This window comes from Thermostichus sp. MS-CIW-36 (genome assembly GCF_054059035.1).
Genome location: NZ_JBSSBR010000013.1, coordinates 56,202 through 74,630 on the forward strand (window position 1 = coordinate 56,202; position 18,429 = coordinate 74,630).

The 18,429-nt window shown below is 59.3% G+C and carries 14 protein-coding genes; 4 read left to right on the forward strand and 10 right to left on the reverse strand.

Annotated elements, in window-relative coordinates:
* Positions 1–79 precede the first annotated feature (79 nt).
* From ACVWVQ_RS07670 to purF, 4 genes are all read right to left on the reverse strand, one after another.
* Positions 80–1,777 (reverse strand): pentapeptide repeat-containing protein, encoded by a 1,698-nt coding sequence (locus ACVWVQ_RS07670; protein ID WP_457507756.1) that lies wholly within the window; start codon positions 1,775–1,777, stop codon positions 80–82.
* Between the two features lie 467 nt (positions 1,778–2,244).
* Positions 2,245–2,661: a thiol-disulfide oxidoreductase DCC family protein gene (locus ACVWVQ_RS07675; protein WP_457507758.1), complete on the reverse strand. Its 417-nt coding sequence runs from the start codon at positions 2,659–2,661 to the stop codon at positions 2,245–2,247.
* Positions 2,662–2,672: 11 nt separating this feature from the next.
* Positions 2,673–3,197, reverse strand: coding sequence for a peptide deformylase (gene def, locus ACVWVQ_RS07680; protein WP_414330398.1), 525 nt, complete (start codon positions 3,195–3,197; stop codon positions 2,673–2,675).
* Between the two features lie 52 nt (positions 3,198–3,249).
* Complete coding sequence (gene purF / locus ACVWVQ_RS07685; RefSeq protein WP_457507760.1) at positions 3,250–4,878, reverse strand: amidophosphoribosyltransferase; 1,629 nt, start codon at positions 4,876–4,878, stop codon at positions 3,250–3,252.
* A gap of 353 nt (positions 4,879–5,231) precedes the next feature.
* Here purF and ACVWVQ_RS07690 point away from each other — a divergent pair, with 353 nt between their 5' ends.
* Positions 5,232–5,882, forward strand: a complete 651-nt coding sequence (locus ACVWVQ_RS07690) for a hypothetical protein (RefSeq protein ID WP_457507762.1) — start codon at positions 5,232–5,234, stop codon at positions 5,880–5,882.
* A 35-nt stretch (positions 5,883–5,917) separates the two neighbouring features.
* On the opposite strand, the gene ACVWVQ_RS07695 is transcribed toward ACVWVQ_RS07690, so the two are convergent.
* Both ACVWVQ_RS07695 and ACVWVQ_RS07700 read right to left on the reverse strand, forming a co-directional pair.
* A complete protein-coding gene (locus tag ACVWVQ_RS07695; protein ID WP_457507764.1) occupies positions 5,918–7,315 on the reverse strand; it encodes an aminotransferase class III-fold pyridoxal phosphate-dependent enzyme in 1,398 nt (465 codons plus the stop codon).
* A 139-nt stretch (positions 7,316–7,454) separates the two neighbouring features.
* Positions 7,455–9,170, reverse strand: coding sequence for a succinate dehydrogenase/fumarate reductase flavoprotein subunit (locus ACVWVQ_RS07700; RefSeq protein ID WP_457507765.1), 1,716 nt, complete (start codon positions 9,168–9,170; stop codon positions 7,455–7,457).
* 380 nt (positions 9,171–9,550) lie between these two features.
* Here ACVWVQ_RS07700 and ACVWVQ_RS07705 point away from each other — a divergent pair, with 380 nt between their 5' ends.
* A complete protein-coding gene (locus ACVWVQ_RS07705) occupies positions 9,551–10,621 on the forward strand; it encodes a glycosyltransferase family 4 protein (RefSeq protein WP_457507767.1) in 1,071 nt (356 codons plus the stop codon).
* Positions 10,622–10,752: 131 nt separating this feature from the next.
* Positions 10,753–12,918, forward strand: coding sequence for an amylo-alpha-1,6-glucosidase (locus ACVWVQ_RS07710; RefSeq protein WP_457507769.1), 2,166 nt, complete (start codon positions 10,753–10,755; stop codon positions 12,916–12,918).
* Between the two features lie 111 nt (positions 12,919–13,029).
* On the opposite strand, the gene ACVWVQ_RS07715 is transcribed toward ACVWVQ_RS07710, so the two are convergent.
* The 3 genes from ACVWVQ_RS07715 to ACVWVQ_RS07725 form a co-directional block, all read right to left on the reverse strand.
* Positions 13,030–14,796: an ABC transporter substrate-binding protein gene (locus tag ACVWVQ_RS07715; protein ID WP_457507787.1), complete on the reverse strand. Its 1,767-nt coding sequence runs from the start codon at positions 14,794–14,796 to the stop codon at positions 13,030–13,032.
* A gap of 267 nt (positions 14,797–15,063) precedes the next feature.
* The gene (gene ispF, locus ACVWVQ_RS07720; RefSeq protein ID WP_457507771.1) at positions 15,064–15,573 is read right to left on the reverse strand and encodes a 2-C-methyl-D-erythritol 2,4-cyclodiphosphate synthase; all 510 of its coding nucleotides are present in this window, start codon (positions 15,571–15,573) and stop codon (positions 15,064–15,066) included.
* Positions 15,574–15,902: 329 nt separating this feature from the next.
* Positions 15,903–16,235, reverse strand: coding sequence for a TIGR02450 family Trp-rich protein (locus ACVWVQ_RS07725; protein WP_457507773.1), 333 nt, complete (start codon positions 16,233–16,235; stop codon positions 15,903–15,905).
* Between the two features lie 110 nt (positions 16,236–16,345).
* Between ACVWVQ_RS07725 and ACVWVQ_RS07730 the strand changes: the two genes are divergently transcribed.
* A complete protein-coding gene (locus ACVWVQ_RS07730; protein WP_457507775.1) occupies positions 16,346–16,780 on the forward strand; it encodes a hypothetical protein in 435 nt (144 codons plus the stop codon).
* Between the two features lie 86 nt (positions 16,781–16,866).
* Here the strand turns inward: ACVWVQ_RS07730 and ACVWVQ_RS07735 are convergent, their stop codons facing one another.
* A complete protein-coding gene (locus ACVWVQ_RS07735; RefSeq protein ID WP_457507777.1) occupies positions 16,867–18,177 on the reverse strand; it encodes a UbiH/UbiF/VisC/COQ6 family ubiquinone biosynthesis hydroxylase in 1,311 nt (436 codons plus the stop codon).
* Positions 18,178–18,429: the final 252 nt, after the last annotated feature.

Sequence of the window (18,429 nt, forward strand, 5' to 3'; positions counted from 1 at the left end):
GCAGTCCTCTTGGCTTGAAAAGTTTTGCTAGGGCACAAAGCCGCGTGGCCCTAACCAAAGAAATTGAGGGAGCCAACCATTAGTTTCCCTTGGCTAGAGGATGCCGGTGGGGATCCGAGGTAGCAGGAAGAAGCAGGCGAGGGACATCGCGGTAACCAAACCAGACGCTCGCCAAACTTTTGAACCAAAGGGAGAGCCAGGTCAACTTCCACTGAAAATCAAGTCTTGCGCCCTGGAGATTTGCGCCTCCTACCTTGGCATGGTCTAGGTTGGATCCTTCCAGGCTGGTGTAGCTTAGGTCGGCCCAACTGAGATTGGATCCGCTGAGGTTGGCCCGGCTGAGGTCAGCCCCCCTCAGTCCGGTTCCAACTAGGCTGGCTCCCCTCAAGTTTGCACCGACCAGTTTCGCCCCGCTCAGGTTAGTCCAGTTCAGGTTGGCGCCGCTCAGGTCAGCTCCACTCAAGTTTCTCTTGGAGGCGTGACCGTTGACGATCTCCCACACCAGCCGCCACTTGGCCTCGATCTGGGTTTCAGGAGAAAGGATCACTCGTTGCAGATTGGCCAGCTCCAGATTTGCCCCTCTCAGGTCGGCGCCGCTTAGGTTGGCTCTGCCCAGATAAGCCCTACTGAGCTGGGTTCCACTGAGATCGGCTTGGGTTAGGTTGGCCCCACCCAGCTTGGCCCTCTTCAGATTGGCTCCACCTAGGTTGGCCTCGCTCAGATCTGCCCCAATCAAGTAAGCCCGGCTTAGGTTGGCTCCGCTGAGCCTTACCCCCCTGAGGTCTGCCTGGCTAAGGTTGGCCTTTCTCAAGTCCGCCTCTCTCAAGTCCGTCCGGCTCAGCTCCTGCGAATGGGCGCAAGCATGGAGAATAATTAACCACCAGCGACTCTCCGGGCTGTCCTCTGCAGAAATCACCGCCCCTCTCAAGATAGGCAAGTTTAGGCTTGTCTTGCCCAGTTTGGCTTCGCCGAGGTCGGCCCCGATGAGGCTAGCCCCCCTTAGATCTGCGCCGTTCAGTTTAGCCCGCCTCAGCCTGGCTCCGATGAGCTTGGCCTGTGTCAACTTGGCCCCCACGAGTTTAGCCTTGGCTAGTTCGGTCTTGATCAAGCTGGCGCCACTGAGGTTGGCAGCGCTTAGGTCTGCGCCGCTGAGATCTGCTTGGTTTAGATTGGCCCCCCTCAGATCCGCCTGGCTCAGATTGGCTTTGCTCAACTCTGCCCACTTTAAGTCTGCGCCGCAGAGGTTAGCCCCTCTCAGGTCGGCTCCCACCAAGTTCACGCCGGTGAGGTTGAGCCCGCTCAGATTTGCCCAGCTCAAGTTCGCCCCGCTCAAGTCTGCCTGAGCTAGATTTTTCCCCTGGGCGTGGCCGTTGACAATTTCCCAGATCAGTTGCCACTTGCGGTCAATTTGCGTTTCGCGGGAAATGACGACCCACTTCAAGTTGGCGTCTGCTAGATTGGCTCCCCGCAGGTTGGCCCCAATGAGATTGGCCCCCATCAAGTTGGCTCCGCTTAAGTCGGCTCCCCTCAAGTCTGCACCACTGAGGTCTGCCTGACTGAGGTTGGCTCCAACCAGGCTGGCGTGGCTTAGATTGACCTGGCCCAGTCTCGCTCGACTCAAGCTGGCCCCGCTTAAGTCCACCCCCCTTAGGTTTAGCCCGCTGAGGTTGGCCCTCCTCAGATCTGCCCAGCGAAAGTCCCGCTCGCCGGCTCTATATCGTTCTCGGATGTCTCCAACCGGACGCAGGGGAACTTGATAGGTTTTTGCTACTTGCACCAGTTGAGGTATGCCAGAGCTTAGTAAGGTCTTCCAAACTGCAAACTGCACCTGCCAATCCAGATGCTGCTGCGTTGTCTGTAGAAGAATCTTTCTGCTTTTTTCACCAAAGCTTCCAACAGTCCCGTTTCCCCCATAAGGATGGCCACTCCTACAGGACTAGCTGAACGGCTCCTGAACTGCCGGCAACTCCTTCAGCTTTAGTCTTTCCATATCCAGTTGTAGCCACAGCCCACTCCCTGTCGGCTAACTTCGTTTCTATTTTTACTTTGGCCCTGGATAAAGACAAGGTCAGACTTGGGGAGTTCTCACCGGGAAGGTATTCTTCGATATACTAATATTTCGATATGCTAATATGTTCAACTTCAACCTTTCAAACGTGCCAGCTTTGAGGATAGGAATTCAAACTTGGCAAAGGGATCCCTTGGGCCAGGCAGATAAGTATTGCAGTTTACAGAAAAAGAGCTTCAGTCCTTTTCTGCCAAGGGATCCCGGCAGCGCTCACAGACAGCCGGTAGATAAAGGGTGTCACGGCGGCCAAACCACTCGTAGCGGTGATCCCGGATCTGTTCGTAGCCTCGATCCCCCAGAACCTTCAAGCCAGGAAAGTTGCGGTACAGAGCCAGCCACACCTCCCCGCTCGGCAAAAGGGCGGCAATTTGTTCAATGGCAGCGGATCCCTGCCAGCGGCGCTGCGGCTGCTCCAGGTCGATCAGGATCATCCCCAATTCCATCTGCTCTGGCGGGATCCCCCACTGGGCCAGGGTAGCTCCATCCTGCATGGGGGCGTAGCGAAACTGCTGGCCGCGATCCAGGCGCTCCAAGAGCTGGACTGCACTGGCGCAGAGGTTGCACAGGCCGTCGTAGATGACCATGTAGGGCATGGTGGGATCCCTCAGGCGGGCTGACCCAAAATCTGGGCTTGGTACTGGGCTTCGGTAAGCAGTTGCCGAGGCTGCCGCTGCAGGAACACCCGACCCATCAGGTGATCGTATTCGTGCTGAAAGATCCGCGCCGGAAAATCCTGCCAGACCACCCTTTGCTGAACGCCTTCTGGAGTGTAATACTCCACCTCCACTTCGCGGGCGCGGGCCACCAGACCACGGCAATTGGGCACACTCAAGCAGCCTTCCCAACCCAGCACCTGGTCAGAACTGCAAGCCAGCAGACGGGGGTTAACCATCACCAAAGGCTGCATTTGCGGCGCTTCCGGGTAGCGGGGATTGGGACGAGAGGCCACGATCAGCACTTGGAGCAGGGATCCCACCTGAGGAGCAGCCAAGCCCACCCCCTGCGCCTCTTTCAGGGTAGCCAGCATGCCTTCTATAAGATCCTGCAAGGCCGGCGTTTTGAACTCCGTCACCGGCTCGGCCACTTGCGTCAGGATGGGATCCCCCAATTGGCGTAGGCGAAAAGTCATGGCTTGCCCCAAGCAATTCTTCTTCTCAGTCTAGCGGGGATCCCTGAGCAGCCTAGCGGCTCTTGCCAGTAGCCACCAGTTCCAGGGCCAGCTTGGAGCGCTTCAGCCCTTCTGGGATGGGGATGGGGTAGTGGCCGGTAAAGCAAGCGGAGCAGAACGAGTTGGGATCCCGGCCCGTGGCAGCCAGCATGCCTTCCCAGCTCAGGTAGGCCAAAGAATCCACTCCAATCTTCTCGGCGATTTCCTCTACGGAATGCTGGGCAGCAATCAACTGATCCTGGTTATCGGTATCGATGCCGTAGAAGCAGGGATGGGTGACCGGGGGGCTGGAAATGCGCATGTGGACCTGGGTAGCCCCCGCCTGGCGCAGGGCCTTGACGATTTTCTGGCTGGTGGTGCCCCGCACAATTGAGTCGTCCACAATAACAATCCGCTTCCCCCCCAGCACATCTTCCAGGGGGTTGAGCTTCATGCGAATGCCCCGCTCCCGCATGGATTGGGTGGGCTGAATAAAGGTGCGGCCCACGTAGCGATTTTTGATCAGCCCTTCGGTGTAAGGGATCCCCGACTGGCGAGCATAGCCAATGGCCGCCGGCGTGCCGGAATCGGGAACGGAGATCACCCAGTCAGCTTCTGCCGGGGCCTCCTTGGCCAGTTGTTCTCCCAGCCGCACCCGGTAGGAGTAGAGGCTTTCCCCGTGCATCCAACTGTCTGGGCGGGCGAAGTAGATCATCTCGAAGATGCACAGCTTGGGGGTGGCCTCCGCCCAACGCACCGATTGCAGCCCCTGACGGCTGATCCACACCAACTCTCCCGGCTCCACCTGCCGCAGAGGGTCGGCCCCAATGATATCCAAAGCACAGGTTTCTGAAGCCAACACGTAATGCAGCGGCTCGGCCTCGGGGTGGCTGAGGGTGCCGTCGCTGCAGATGATCTCCAGCATCTCTGACTGCAGCAGCTCATCCAGAGCGGGGTTGCTGCTCAAAAGCCCCAACACCAGCGGACGCACCCCATAGGGATCCCGTGCCCCGATCAGGCCCTCTGGCGTGCCGATCACCAGACTAAAAGCCCCCTGACAGCGGCGCAAAGCTTGGCAAGTGGCCGCGATCCAATCTTGACCTTGGTTCACCGCCTGGGCAATGGCGTGGGCAATACACTCGGAGTCGGTGCTGCTGGTTAGGTGCCGGTCGGCGGCCTCCAGTTCCTTCCGCAGCTCTTCCGCATTGACCAAATTGCCGTTGTGGGCCAGAGCCAGCGGCCCCAGGCGAGTCTCCACGATCACCGGCTGAGCATTGGCCACGCGGCTGGATCCAGTGGTGGAGTAGCGGGTGTGACCAACCGCCAGATCCCCGGTCAGTTGGGCCAAGTTCACTTCATCGAAGACCTGGGAGACCAAGCCCATCGCCTTGTGAACCCGGCAAAAGGATCCCTCAAAAGTGGCGATCCCTGCCGATTCTTGGCCGCGATGCTGCAAGGCAAATAGGCCAAAGTAGGCCAGCTTGGCCACCTCCTCTCCTGGAGCCAGGATGCCAAAGACCCCGCAAGCCTCTTGCAGCTCTTCCCGGGCATACCCCGCCCCGCTGATGTTTTCTGAGGGGTACAGGGCATCAACGCCAACGGCAGTCTGCCCCTCTGCTTCTCCACAGCCAGAAGATGGTTCTGCTCCCGCCCTTGCTGCCATGGATCCTCGTCTTGCTGTCACGCTTACCAGTCTAACTCGGCCCAGGTCATTCCCCTCTATCTGGCTTCACCCCCAAAGGGGGAGTCCACAGGTGGGGTTTGCAAAAAACTAATGCTCTATCTATAGTGTTAGCAGCGTGTGAGACGCTCCTGCTTTTGCGGCTGAGGAAGCAGGTTGGCCGGGTTTTTGAGTTGAATGCCACCGAAGCTCGGCTCTCCCAGAACCGGCAGGATCCCAAAGCTTTGTGTTGTGAGGAGTCAAACCCCATGAGACAGCAGCCCCATAGGTTCCGTCAGAGCTGGACGTTAGCAGCCTCCTCTGTAATAAGGGCCAGTATAGCCGCTCTTCTGTCGTTGTCACTTGTGGCCTGCCAGGAAGATGCCCGCGAACAGCCTGCGGTTACCATCACGCCGATCTCGGTGGTGGCCCCAACGCCCACTCCTTTCGTCATCCCCAGTCCTGTCCCTACGCCGCTGCTCACCCCAACCCCCACTTCCACTCCCCTCTTTAATCCTTTCCCCACTCCCAGCCCCTCTCCCACCGCTTCCTTTGCGGCAGAGCCGCCTTCGATTGCCGTGGTGTCGCTGACGGACGCGCGACAGACAGTACCCTTCAACGTGCTGGTGGCCGTTACGACTCCTGCGGGTTTGGGGGCCGGCATCAGCTTCCGGGTGGAAATCCGACAAAGCCCCCTCACCCTCACCTTTGATTTCACTGCCGCTGCCGTCGGCTGTCAGCCCAACAGCAAAACCTGCATCGGCACCATCCCCATTACCATTCCTGCTTCTGCTCCCACCGGGGATTATGAAGTGACGGCAATGGTGGCGGATACCCAGGGCCGAATCGCTTCGGCCAAAGCTCCCTTGCGGGTGTTGCCCGCGCCCAGTCCCTCCCCTTCGCCAACGCCGACCGGCACCCCTAATCCTTTTCCTTCGGTATCCCCTTCGCCCAGACCCAGTCCCTCTCCCAGTCCTTCGCCGACGCCCAGCCCGAGAAGCTCCTAACTCCCTCGATCCGTTTCTCCTGTCGATGCTCAGGGCTAAGGTAGCTCTTGAAGAACTTGCTTCAAAGTGGTGACTAAGCGTTCAATGTGGGTTTCCTGGATAATCAAAGGTGGGGAGAGAGCGATGATATCGCCTGTGGTGCGAATCAATACCCCCCGCTCGTAGCAGCGCAAAAACGCTTCAAAAGCCCGCGCTGTCGGTCGGCCAGGGATCCCTTCCAATTCAATTGCCCCCACCAAGCCGAGGTTGCGCACATCGATGACATGAGGCAAGCCCCGTAGGGAATGGAGAGCCTCTTCCCAGAGGGGGGCAAGGCTGGCAGCCCGCTCGAACAGGCCTTCTTCTCGATACAGGTTCAGGGTGGCCAAGCCGGCGGCACTGGCAACCGGGTGGCCGGAGTAGGTGTAGCCGTGGAAAAACTCGATGGGGCTCCAGGACAGCGTCCTGCTGTTGTCCCCTGGACGGTGCAGGTCATCAGCGGAACCAGCAGCCTCCATGAAGGCGGTGTAGATCTCTTGCTTGACAATCACCGCGCCCATTGGGATGGTGCCATTGGTGAGGCCCTTGGCACAGCAAATCAGATCCGGCACCACTCCGAAATAGTTGGCCGCAAAAGGGGATCCCAGACGCCCAAAGCCGGTGATCACCTCATCGAAGATGAGCAGAATGCCGTATTTGTCGCAAATGGCCCGCAGCTTTTCCAAATAGCCCACCGGCGGCAGCAACACCCCCGTTGAACCGGCAACCGGCTCTACGATCACCGCTGCAATCGTGCTGGCATCGTGGAGAGCGACGATCCGCTCCAAGTCTTCTGCCAAGTGGGATCCCCAGCGGGGCAGGCCGCGGCTAAAGGCGTTTTGCTCCAGGTTGTGGGTGTGGGGTAGGTGGTCTACGCCGGGAATGAGGCTGCCAAAAAACTTGCGGTTGTTGGAGATGCCCCCGACCGAGATGCCCCCAAAGCCAACGCCGTGGTAGCCCCGTTCTCGGCCAATCAGCCGCTGCCGGGATCCCTGTCTGCGTAAGCGATGGTAGGCGATGGCCATTTTCAGGGCCGTATCCACCGCCTCAGAGCCAGAGTTGGTGAAAAAAACGTGATCCAGTCCGGCAGGAGTGAGCTGGATGAGCTGCTCTGCCAGTTGAAAGGCTTTGGGATGGCCCATTTGAAAAGCTGGGGCGTAGTCCAGTTGGGCCACCTGCTGTTGGATTGCTTCCACAATCGGGGGACGACAGTGGCCAGCATTCACACACCACAGCCCGGCAGTCCCATCTAGGATTTGGCGGCCATCGTGGCTGGTGTAGTACATGTCTCGGGCGGCCACCAACAGGCGCGGGTTGGCTTTAAATTGCCGATTGGCCGTAAAGGGCATCCAAAAAGGCTCCAGATTCAGCTCCGCTTGCAGGGCGACGGCTGCTTTCTCCAGGGTTTCTTGCATGGCTGGCCCTCCGGCAGTAGATGAGATTTCAAGCTGGCGAAGATAGAATCCCTAGATATTGGATAATTTTGAAAGGGGCTCCATCCTGCTAACGGGAACGATAGAGCAATCCTAATCGGCCTGGGAGGCCTCTGGAAAGTTAGTATTTTCGCTCCTGAGGGGGAAACCGGGTGATCACCACGGGGCGATAGCTGATCTGAGGGGATCCCTCGCGAAAGGCAGCCAAGGTGTGTTGTAAAAACCGTTGATCATCCCGTTGGGGGTAATCTTCCCGCGCGTGGGAGCCACGGCTTTCCCGCCGTTCCAGGGCGCTGGCGAGGATCAAAGCCCCCACCGTCATGAGGTTGTCCAGCTCCAGCGCTTCGATCAGCTCGGTGTTCCACACCTTGCCCCGATCGTCCAAGCGCAAATCCTGCTCGTAACGCTGGCGGATCTGCTGCCATTTTTGGATCCCCTCTTGGAGAACCGATTCGGTGCGGTAGACGCCGCAATGCTCGGTCATGCAATCTTGAAACTGCCGCCGCACCTGATCAATGCGGCTCTTCCCTGATCGTTCCAGGAGCCCGGCAATCCGGCTGGCGGCCTGTTTGAGTAGGGATCCCTCGTCCACTTTCGGCAAGGCTCGACCTCTGACGGCTTCTACCATGGCTGCCCCTGTGCGCCGCCCGAAAACAACGCACTCCAGGAGAGAGTTGCTGCCCAGCCGGTTGGCCCCATGCACCGAAACACAGGCCGTTTCACCGGCAGCGAACAGCCCTTCCACACGGGTTTGGACATCCCGCAACACCTGCCCATCCACCGTCACCGGGATCCCGCCCATGCAGTAGTGCACCGTCGGTCGCACCGGAATGGGATCGACAACCGCATCGATGCCCAAGTGGCGATGGGCCTCCTCCCAACAGAAGGGCAGCCGAGTGTGGATCTTTTCTGCCCCCAGATGCCGCAGGTCTAAGTAGACAAAATCTTTGCCGTCAATACCGCGCCCGGCCCGCACCTCCGTAACAATCGCCCGCGAGGTGATGTCCCGTGGGGCCAATTCCATCTGGCTGGGGGCATAGGCGGCCATAAAGCGCTCCCCCTTCCCATTGATCAGATAGGCCCCCTCTCCACGCACTGCCTCTGAGATCAACACCCCCACCGGATACAGGCCCGTGGGATGAAACTGCACAAACTCCATATCTTGCAGAGGCAGGCCGGCCCGCGCCACCATCGCCATGCCATCGCCGGTGGAAGCAAAGTCGTTGGACGTGGAGTTGTAGATGCGCCCATAGCCGCCTGTAGCCAACATAACCGCCTTGGCCCGCACCACCTCCAGCCGCCCGCTGGCCTGCTCCAACATCACCACGCCCTGGGCTTGGTTGTCCTCCAGGATCAGATCCAGCACATACCATTCGCTGTAGAGCTTGACCCCAAAACGCTTGAGGTTGCTCACCAACTCGTGCAAAATGGCGTGCCCGGTTTTGTCGGCGGCATAACAGGTGCGCGGGTGGCTGTGTCCCCCAAAGGCCCGCTGGGCAATGCGGCCATCCGGCAGGCGGGAGAACAAGACCCCCAAGTGTTCTAGGTCGATGATCACTTCAGGAGCTTCCCGGGCCAGAATCTCCACCGCATCTTGATCCGCTAGGTAATCGGATCCCTTGACGGTATCGAAGGCGTGGGCTTCCCAGGAATCTTGCGGATCGACATTTTGTAAGGCGGCGGCAATGCCCCCTTGGGCTGCTACCGAGTGGCTGCGAATGGGATGGGTTTTGGATACCAAGGCCAGGTCGAGGTTGGGATCCCGTCGCATAGCTTCCAAAGCCGCCCGGCAACCGGCCAGCCCTCCCCCAATGATGACGATGTCGTGCTCCAGCATGGATGCAGGCAAGCTCTCGCAAAGGATGTCCGCCACAGCTAGGATGGCGTTTCCCCATTATGGCCGGCTCCAGCAGCCTCCCCGGCAGCAACTGGGCATAGCTCGTTATCGCTACGCGACGCTTGCGCGAACGCGCCGGTGAGGTGTAGCCCCTTCCCCTCTGGACAAAAACTGTCAGGCCAGAAAATGAGACGCTTTCCGACAAGACCCATCCAACAGGCTTGGCTGGCTACGATAAAGGTTGGGCCTGGCTTTGCCCTTGAAGAACGTTGCAGCTCATGGCGTGGGTGAGAAGCTCTCCCTAGGAGCAGCCGGAAATGCCAGTGAGCCCGGTCTGGCAGACAGCCCTGAGCAGTGATGATTCGGTGTGGAGGATGGCTATGCGCATTGCTCAGATTGCCCCTTTGCATGAGAGTGTGCCCCCCAAGCTCTACGGCGGCACCGAGCGAGTTGTGTCTTGGCTCACCGAAGAGCTGGTGCGGCGGGGGCATGAGGTGACGTTGTTTGCCAGCGGCGACTCCCAAACCCAAGCGCGTCTAATCCCCTTTCGGGAGCGGGCTTTGCGTTTGGATCCCACGGCTATCGACACAGTGGCTCCTCATGTTTTGATGGTCGAGAAAGCCTTTCAGATGGCCGACGAGTTTGACATTATCCACGGCCACATCGACTACTATCCCTATGCCCTGGCCCGTCGCCACCCGCAGGTTTCTTTTTTGGCCACCCTACACGGGCGACTGGACATTCCGGAGCTGCAGCCCCTCTACACCGAGTTTCAGGACATTCCGGTGGTCTCCATCTCCAACGCCCAGCGGCTGCCGCTGCCCCAGGCCCGCTGGGTGGGGACGGTCTACCACGGCTTGCCCCTGGATCTCCACCGTTTCTATCCAGAAAAGGGGGACTACCTGGCCTTTTTGGGCCGGGTCTCCCCGGAAAAAGGGCTGGACACGGCTATTGAAATTGCCGTCCGGGCTGGGATGCCCCTCAAGGCTTCCATCAAAATCGACCCTGTGGATCGGCAGTACTATGAGTCTCAAATTGAACCCTTGGCCCGCCGCCATCCCAACGTGGAGCTCATGGGAGAAATTACTGAGCAGGAGAAAAGTGAGTTCCTGGGCAAAGCCTATGCAGTGCTGTTTCCCATCCGCTGGCCCGAGCCTTTCGGCTTGGTGATGATCGAGGCGATGGCCTGTGGCACGCCGGTGATCGCCACACGCTTTGGCTCCGTGCCGGAGGTCATGGCCGACAGGCGCTCCGGCTTTATTGTCGACTCGGTGGAGGAAGCAGTGGAGGCTGTGGAGAAGGTGGGATCCCTGAGCCGAGCCGGGGTGCGGCAGGTGTTTGAGGAGCGGTTCAGCGTGGAAAGAATGGTGTCGGACTACGAGGCTCTCTACCGCCAACTGGTGAACGAGCGGCAGGAGATGTCGCGAAGAAGGCAGCTTAATAAGGCTTAGATGGGCCAAGTAGCAGCTAGGGCTGCTGGGCTGCATCGGGGGGCCCCTGCTTCTTCGCCTTCTTTGAGTGGACCGATAGCAGTAAGCTGTTCGCGTAGGAGACCGGCTGGATAGGGATCGAGAAGACCGAGATGGCAGAAGACATCATCCAAATTCAAGATCAGTACTACATCCGGGCCAGCGCCTCTTGGGTGGAGGCACGCTCTCATGTTCTCAAGCATGACAACTGCTTTGCCATCTTTGACCGGCGAGGGAACATGCGCCCCCTCGGCATCCGGGATCATGGCCTCTTCCGGGACGACACCCGCTTTTTGTCCCGCTGGGTGTTGGACTTACAGGGAAAGCAGTTTCTGCTGCTCAGCTCAGAGGTGCGGGAAGACAAAGATATTTTGGCGGTGGATCTGACCAACCCGGAGTTCACCACCTCAGAGGGGCAGTTTATCGGTCAAGATACCCTGCATGTTTTACGGACTACTTTTCTGTGGAACAACGTAGCCTACGAGCGCATTCGCATTCACAACTACGGCTCGGCCTCGTTTCGCGTGCCGATTACCCTGCGCTTTGAGGCAGACTTTGCCGATATTTTTGAGATCCGGGGCATCCGACGGGCCCAGTGGGGTCAAGTGCTGCCGGCCCAGGTGAACCCTGAGGGAGTGGTTCTCCGCTACCGCGGCTTGGATGGAGTGGAGCGGCAAACCCAGTTGCAATTTTTGCCGGCGCCGGAGCTAGTGTCGGAGAAGCTGGCGCAGTGGTGGGTGCCTTTGGCCCCGCAGGAGGAACGGGATTTGGAGCTGAGGGTGATCTGCAGCTACGGCGGGGAGGAGATTGCCCCTTTGACCTACCAGGAGGCTCTGCAGGCGGAGCGGGAGCAAAGGGCTTCCTTGCGGGCGCAAGCCCACTGGATCGACACCGGCAATGCTCAGTTTAACGATTGGCTCAACGCCTCGCGGGATGACCTGCTGATGATGCTCACCCGCACTCCCTACGGGCTTTATCCCTATGCGGGGGTGCCCTGGTTTACCACGGTCTTCGGGCGAGATGCCCTGATCACCGCCTTGGCTACTCTTTGGTGGTTCCCGGACTTGGCCCGAGGGGTGTTGCTCTATCTGGCGGCCCATCAGGCCCAGGAGCTGGATCCCAGTCGCGATGCGGAGCCGGGCAAGATCCTGCACGAGCAGCGGCGCAGCGAGATGGCCAAAACCCGCGAGATCCCCTTTGGCAATTATTTCGGCAGCATTGACTCCACCCCTTTGTTTGTGGTGTTGGCAGGACGCTATGTGCAGCGCAGCGGCGATCTAGAGCTGTTGCGGCAGCTCTGGCCAAACATCGAAGCAGCCCTGCACTGGATGGACACTTACGGGGATCCCGATGGGGATGGCTTTCTGGAGTACGCGGGCAAAGCTCACCGGGGCCTGCGCAACCAGGGCTGGAAAGATTCTGAAGATGCCATCTTCTACCCGGACGGATCCCTGGCAGAACCCCCCTTGGCCCTGTGCGAGGTGCAGGGCTATGCCTACGAAGCTAAGCAGTTGGCAGCAGAGATGGCCGAGCTGCTGGGGCGGCAAGAGCAAGCAGCCCAGTTGCGACAACAAGCGGAAAAGCTGCAGCAGCAGTTTTGGGATCACTTCTGGTGCGAAGAGTTGGGGGGCTATGCCCTGGCTTTGGATGGCCAGAAGCAACCTTGCCGGGTGCGCAGCTCCAACATGGGCCACTGTCTGTTTTCGGGGATCGCCCATCCCGAGCACGCCGCCCGCATTGCCCGGCAACTGCTGGAGCCAGCTTTCTTCAGCGGCTGGGGGATCCGCACGGTGCCGGAGGGAGAGGGGCGCTACAACCCCATGTCCTACCACAATGGCTCCATCTGGCCCCACGACAATGCCTTGATTGCCGCAGGCTTATCTCGCTATGGCTTCAAGGGCGAAGCGGTGCGGGTCTTGACAGCGCTGTTCGATGCCAGCCAGTTTCTGGAGCTGAAGCGGCTGCCTGAGCTGTTTTGTGGCTTTCGGCGGCGACAGCGGGAGGGCCCCACCCTTTATCCGGTGGCCTGTCTGCCCCAGTCTTGGGCGGCGGCCAGTGTGTTTTTGCTGCTGCAGGCTTGTCTGGGGCTGGAGATCGACGGGCTGGCCCAACGGGTGCATTTGACCAAGCCCACTCTGCCCCTGTGGCTGCCCCACGTCATCCTTGAGAATGTGCAGGTGGGCCAGGGATCCCTGGACATCGGTCTCTATCTGCAGTCAGGAGGGGTGGGGATCACCGTCCTCAGGAGTGTGGGGGACGTGGAATTGACGGTGAAATAATTGCAAAATCCAAGACGTCCACAACACAACCTACAACTGAGTTTCACCTGCCAAATGTGGCGATAGGGACACAGCTCAACGGTTCAAACGGCTCATCCCACATCAGAAGCCCTACTCTTGAATGTAGAGCTGATCTAAATTCCACAAGGGCCCCAGAATAGGTCGGGGATCCACCCCTTGAATGCGGTTGCGCAGGGCCGAGAGAACCAGGGGGTTAAAAGTGCCGATTTGGGGCAGTTGTTCCTGAATGATGATTTGAAACCGGTCGTAGAGGGCTTTGCGCTTTTCAAAGTCTAGCTCCCGCACCCCTTCGATAAAGATGCGGTCGATCTCCCGTTCCCAATCGCTGACCTCAACCCCTTCTGCCGGGTTGCCGGGCAAATCTCCCAGATTAAAGAGGTGCAAACGGCCATCGCTGCGCCAGATGTTGGAGCCGTTGTTGGGTTCGGTACCGCCGCCGCCAAAGCCCAGCAACAGGGTTTCCCAATCGCGCCTATCGGTGCGCTGCACCAGGGTGTTGAAGGCGATGGGAGTAAAATCGACGGTGATGCCGATCCGCTCCAGGTCGGCTTTGATCAACGCGCCGGTGGCCTCTCGCTGATTGTTGCCGGCGTTGGTGAGCAAGGTGAAACGGACACGGTTGCCCTCGGAATCCCGCAGGTGGCCCTCAGCATCATAGGTGTATCCGGCATCGAGGAGCAGTTGCCGCGCTTTTTCAGGGTTGTAGTCGTAGGTGGGCAAGCCCTCTTCAGGGCTGAGGTAGAAGGGGCTGGCGGGGGAGAAGACCGAGTGCTGGATCTGGCCCAACCCTTGCAGGACGCTATCGACGTAAAACTGCCGGTTCATGGCGTGGGCCACCGCCCGGCGGAAGTTCAAATCGTTAAACCAGCGGCTTTTGACGGGATCCACAAAAGGCCGCCCGGTCTGGGGGTTACGGGCGCGGCTGAGGTTGAAGGCAAAGAAACTGTTGTTCAATGTCTGGCCGAGATTGTAGATGGTGAACTGATCCCGTTCTTCTTCCCGCTTCAAGAGCTGAAAATCTCTCCCCCGCACCGAAAACACGTCGGTCTCGCCGGAGCGAAACTGCAGCAGCGCGGTGTCCTCTGAGTCCACAATGCGCAGGATTACCCGTTCAATGCGCGGGATCCCTTCCCCTTTCCAGTAATAGGGGTTGGGCCGGTACACCAGCCGTTGGCCAGGGGTGTATTCCTGCATGACATAGGGGCCAGCCCCCACCAATTGCTGCACCGGCGTGTCGATACCCCAGGTTTGCAAGAAAAGGGGGTTGCCCCGGCTGTCCAACTGCTCGACAGTGGGCTCGAGGATGTGCTTGGGCAAAATAGGGGATCCGGCCTGCAGCAGAAAGGGAGCGAAGGGCTCCGGCAAAACGAACTCAATCCGCCGCTCGTCCAGCGCCCGCACCTGAGGCAGTGCTCCGGCTTCTCCAATTCGCTTCACATCCCGCGCAGAAGTCGGGATCCGCTCGTTGAAGATGATGCGGTTAAAGGTAAAGTCCACATCTGCTGCTGTCAGAGGCTCTCCATCCGACCAGCGCAGCCCCTCCCGCAAGGTAAAGACATACCGCAAGCCGTCCTCAGACACTTCCCAGCCTTCCGCCAGCTCCGGTTTGGGCAAGAGGGTATCCTCATCCAAGGTGACCAAGCCCGCCTCCAGGTAGGCGATGGCGTCGCGGCTGGAGCTTTCGGCGGCCAAATAGGTGTTGAAGGTTTTGGGATCTGAAGTCACCGTGGCAACCAGATGGGGGGGGCGGGTGGGCGTGGCACAAGCGCTGAGCCAGAGCAGAAGGATCCCCAAGAGTAGAGGGACAAAAAGGCTTCTCTTGAGCTGGTCTGTTGAGGTGCTGTTTTGGCCCACCATTTCCTTTGCCAAGTCGTTGTTCCAAGCAAGTTTGGGACGGCTCGCCCGCATCCCGCGCCCTGTGGCCCAAGCGCTCCGCGCTGCTGAGGCCCTCACCCCCAGCCCTTCTCCTAGAGGAGTAGCCCCCCTCCCGGCCCCTTTCCCAGAGGGAAAATTGGGGATCCAGGTAATGGGTGGTTTGACTGCGACTTGGGCAGATTCTGCGTTTTTGAGGGAGCGATTGCTTGCCAGTTTGGCAGCTCAGGCAGTGGGGTGACCAGGTTCTTTTCAGATTCTGATGGGAAGGTCAGAGGAAGCTTGTCCTCTCTGTTCCAGCAACAGGGCTACGGCGAAGGCAGCAATGGCCTCTCCCTGGCCGACGGGGCCCAGCTTTTCGTTGGTGGTGGCCTTTACCCCCACTTGCTTAGGGGAGATCTGCATTGCCTCGGCTAGACGGGCTTGCATGGCGGGGATGTGAGGTTTGAGCTTCGGCTGCTCCGCCACCACCACACTGTCCACATTGACAATTCGCCAGCCTTCTTGGCTCACCAGTTGCACCACTTGCTGCAATAGAAGGATGCTATCGGCCCCTTTCCAGCGTTCTTCTTCCGGGGGAAAGTAAAAGCCAATATCCCGCAGGGCTGCTGCCCCCAGGAGAGCATCCATGATGGCGTGGGTAAGCACATCGGCGTCGCTATGGCCCAACAGTCCCTTCTCGTAAGGGATCCGGATCCCGCCCAGGATCAAGGGGCGCTCTGCCACCAGGCGGTGAATGTCGTAGCCCTGACCAATCCGCACTGCTTTTCCGTCCTCGAAGAACCATAAAATCGCTGGGGCACTGTTTTGAGCCTCATTTCCTGAAGAAACTGCTGGAGTTCTTCCGCTCAGAGGGTACAGTGGGCTTCGAGAGAGAGTTGCCGGTCAACCCCCCTTACTCAGCAGCCTCTAAAGGAGAGCAGCATATCGGGCAGGCGGAGCCGCTGTAGCAATCAAAACAGATAAGATGGGATTTTCCGTAAGAATTGGTACAGCGCTTGGCCCACTGATAATCCCCGTAGCTGAGCTCCTTTCCGCAAACGTCACATTTGGGCATCTAGCTTTCTCCTGGCCTCTGGGTTACCTGAAGTTTAGGATACGTTGCCACTGCCATCTCTGGTGATGAAGCCAAGCTCTGGCCGGAGGGATCCCGTGGCTTCCCTATCCGCAGCAGCATCCTGGAGACCACAGGGAATCCAACCCGCTTGCCAAAGGGCCCGGTTTTTCAGGGTAGCAGCGTTCACCCAGAGGCGCACCTGCGGATCGCAAACGGCTCTTAGCTCGGCAAACACCACTCCCCCTTCCCCCTGTTGGCGGGCAGTGACCTGAAAGTGTCGCCAACCCATGACGGGCTGAGCGGAAGTCCACTTGGAGCCAAGCAGATGGGGAAAGCGCTGTTTTTGGCGGGGCTTGCTGCGGGCCATGGGTTGAGAACTTGTTGCCACCCTTGCCTGTGGGCGAGCAGGTCTGCTGTCGGCTTCTGAGAACGGGATGAAGTTGGATCGGGAAGATCGATATGATGGCTAGGGGTGCTATGGCATCCCAACCTACCCACTTAGCCTATCCAACAATGGTGCAAAACGGGCAAAAGCTCGGGTTCTTTTGGCGTCAGGTGTTCCTGAAAGGGATCCTCCTGCTGCTCATCCTGGGCGGTCTGGTTTTGGGAACGGGACTGCCTCTGGTCGCGGCAAGTAGTCCTGCTCTCTCCGGAAAGCTGACGGGGCCAGAATGGCGGCAAGCGGATCCGGAAGCCAAGCAGGACTTTTGTCGCAAAGCCTTTCAAGCGTTTCGCGCCTCTCCTTCCCAAAGCTATATCATCAGCTCCAATGTGCAGGCTTTGACCCCAGAAGGTTTGTGTCGGCGCTTGGATCAGTTTTATCAGTATGCCGTCAACGACGAGATCCCCATCAACCAGGCGGCCAATATTGCCCCATTGCTGTTCTCCGATCTACCTCTGGAGCAGCCTTGATCCCATGTGGATCGCTTGTCCTGCCGAGGACATAATGACTTTCTCTTAGTGAGGATCCCAGCCCGGCTGTGACAGGTTGGCCGGATTCAGACAGGTGTGGGCAAGGGTTCCAGGGGTGTAGGGAAAGGGAGCTGTTGGAGTTGGGGTTGGTGGGGGCGGATCCCCATTGCTTGGCGCATCAAAGCAGGCTTGAGCAGCGGCAAAACCTCCAGTCCCCACAGGCCCAGGCGACGCAAGACCAGCAACGGCCAGCTTCGGTTGGAAAAGAGGCGATTGGCAGCATCGGTTGCGAAAAGAACCAGCGCATTTTCTGGGCGGCGACAGCGCTCGTAGGCTTGTAGCAAAGCCGGATCGCCGGGATCCTGGCCTGTCAGTTTGGCTTCGATTAACAGGGCGGCCAAAGCTGCCACGTCCCGCATGCCCAGGTTGGCCCCCTGCCCCCCCAGCGGATGGGTGGTATGGGCAGCATCCCCCACCAAAGCCAGCCGGGATCCGATATAGGTTTGGGCATGGGCCCGCTGCGGCTGATAACAAGCTCTGGGAGAGGCGGCCAGCAACGCTCCCAACTGGGATCCAAACCAAGGCCGGATGGCCTGCAGAAACTCAGCCTCAGATAAGCCCATCAGCCAATCTCGATCCGCTTGGCGAACTGTCCAGACGACACAACTGCGATGGGGATCGGAGGTGGGCAAAATGGCGAAGGGACCGCTGACCTGAAAGCGCTCGTAGGCCACCTGCCGGTGAGGATGCTCATGGGTGAGGGTGGAAACGATGCACACCTGCCCATAGCCCCAGCGGGATAACGGGATCCCAGCCTGTTCCCGCAGCCGCGAACGGGCCCCATCTGCAATCACCAGCAAAGCAGCTCGCAGAGTTTGCCGGGATCCCTCCTGGGCCAGCTCTACCCGAATGTGATCTGCTGCAGGGGAGAAACTTTGCACCTGGGCGGGGCTGAAAAGCGTTACCGAAGGGCACTCGCGAATGCGCTGCAACAGAGCTTTTTGGGTAATTTGATTTTCCACGACGTAGCCCAGCGCCGGCGCTTGGAGCGTTTCGCGGCGCAGCTGAGCCATCCAGGGGCTTTCCCCATCAGAGACCTGAATGCGGTGGATGGGAGAGACTCCCCAGGCCTCCATAAGGGGCCATACCCCAATCCGCTGCAGAATGCGGGCTGTCCCCAGAGCCAAAGCGCTGGCTCGGCCATCCGCCCCCACCCCCTGCGAGAGATCCCGCCCCTCGATCAGCCCGACGCGGATCCCGGCCTGACCCAAAGCGGCTGCCAAGGTGGATCCCACCATCCCAGCTCCGGCAATCACCACCTCGAAGTCCAGTCGCCTTGGCTTGGCTGCTGTCGGAGCAATGGCTAGGGGAGCAGCGGAAGTGGGCAAAAGGCTCATGGGCACTCACGGCAAGTAGGCTTAACTTCCATTCTAGGGTTCCTGCACCCGGCAGGCCGCTAAGGACAAGCGGCAAGTGGGGGCAAAGCGCCACGAGGGATCCCTTTTGATCTCAGCCCCTTTGTTTGCTGCTGCAGGGTGGAATCCCTGTGGGTAGCTGATACATTTACGCTGAACACTGCTGAGCATTACTGCTCAGCGGTGAAGCGATAGCATTCTGTCCGTTTCCGTTGTCACTACGCGACGCTGACG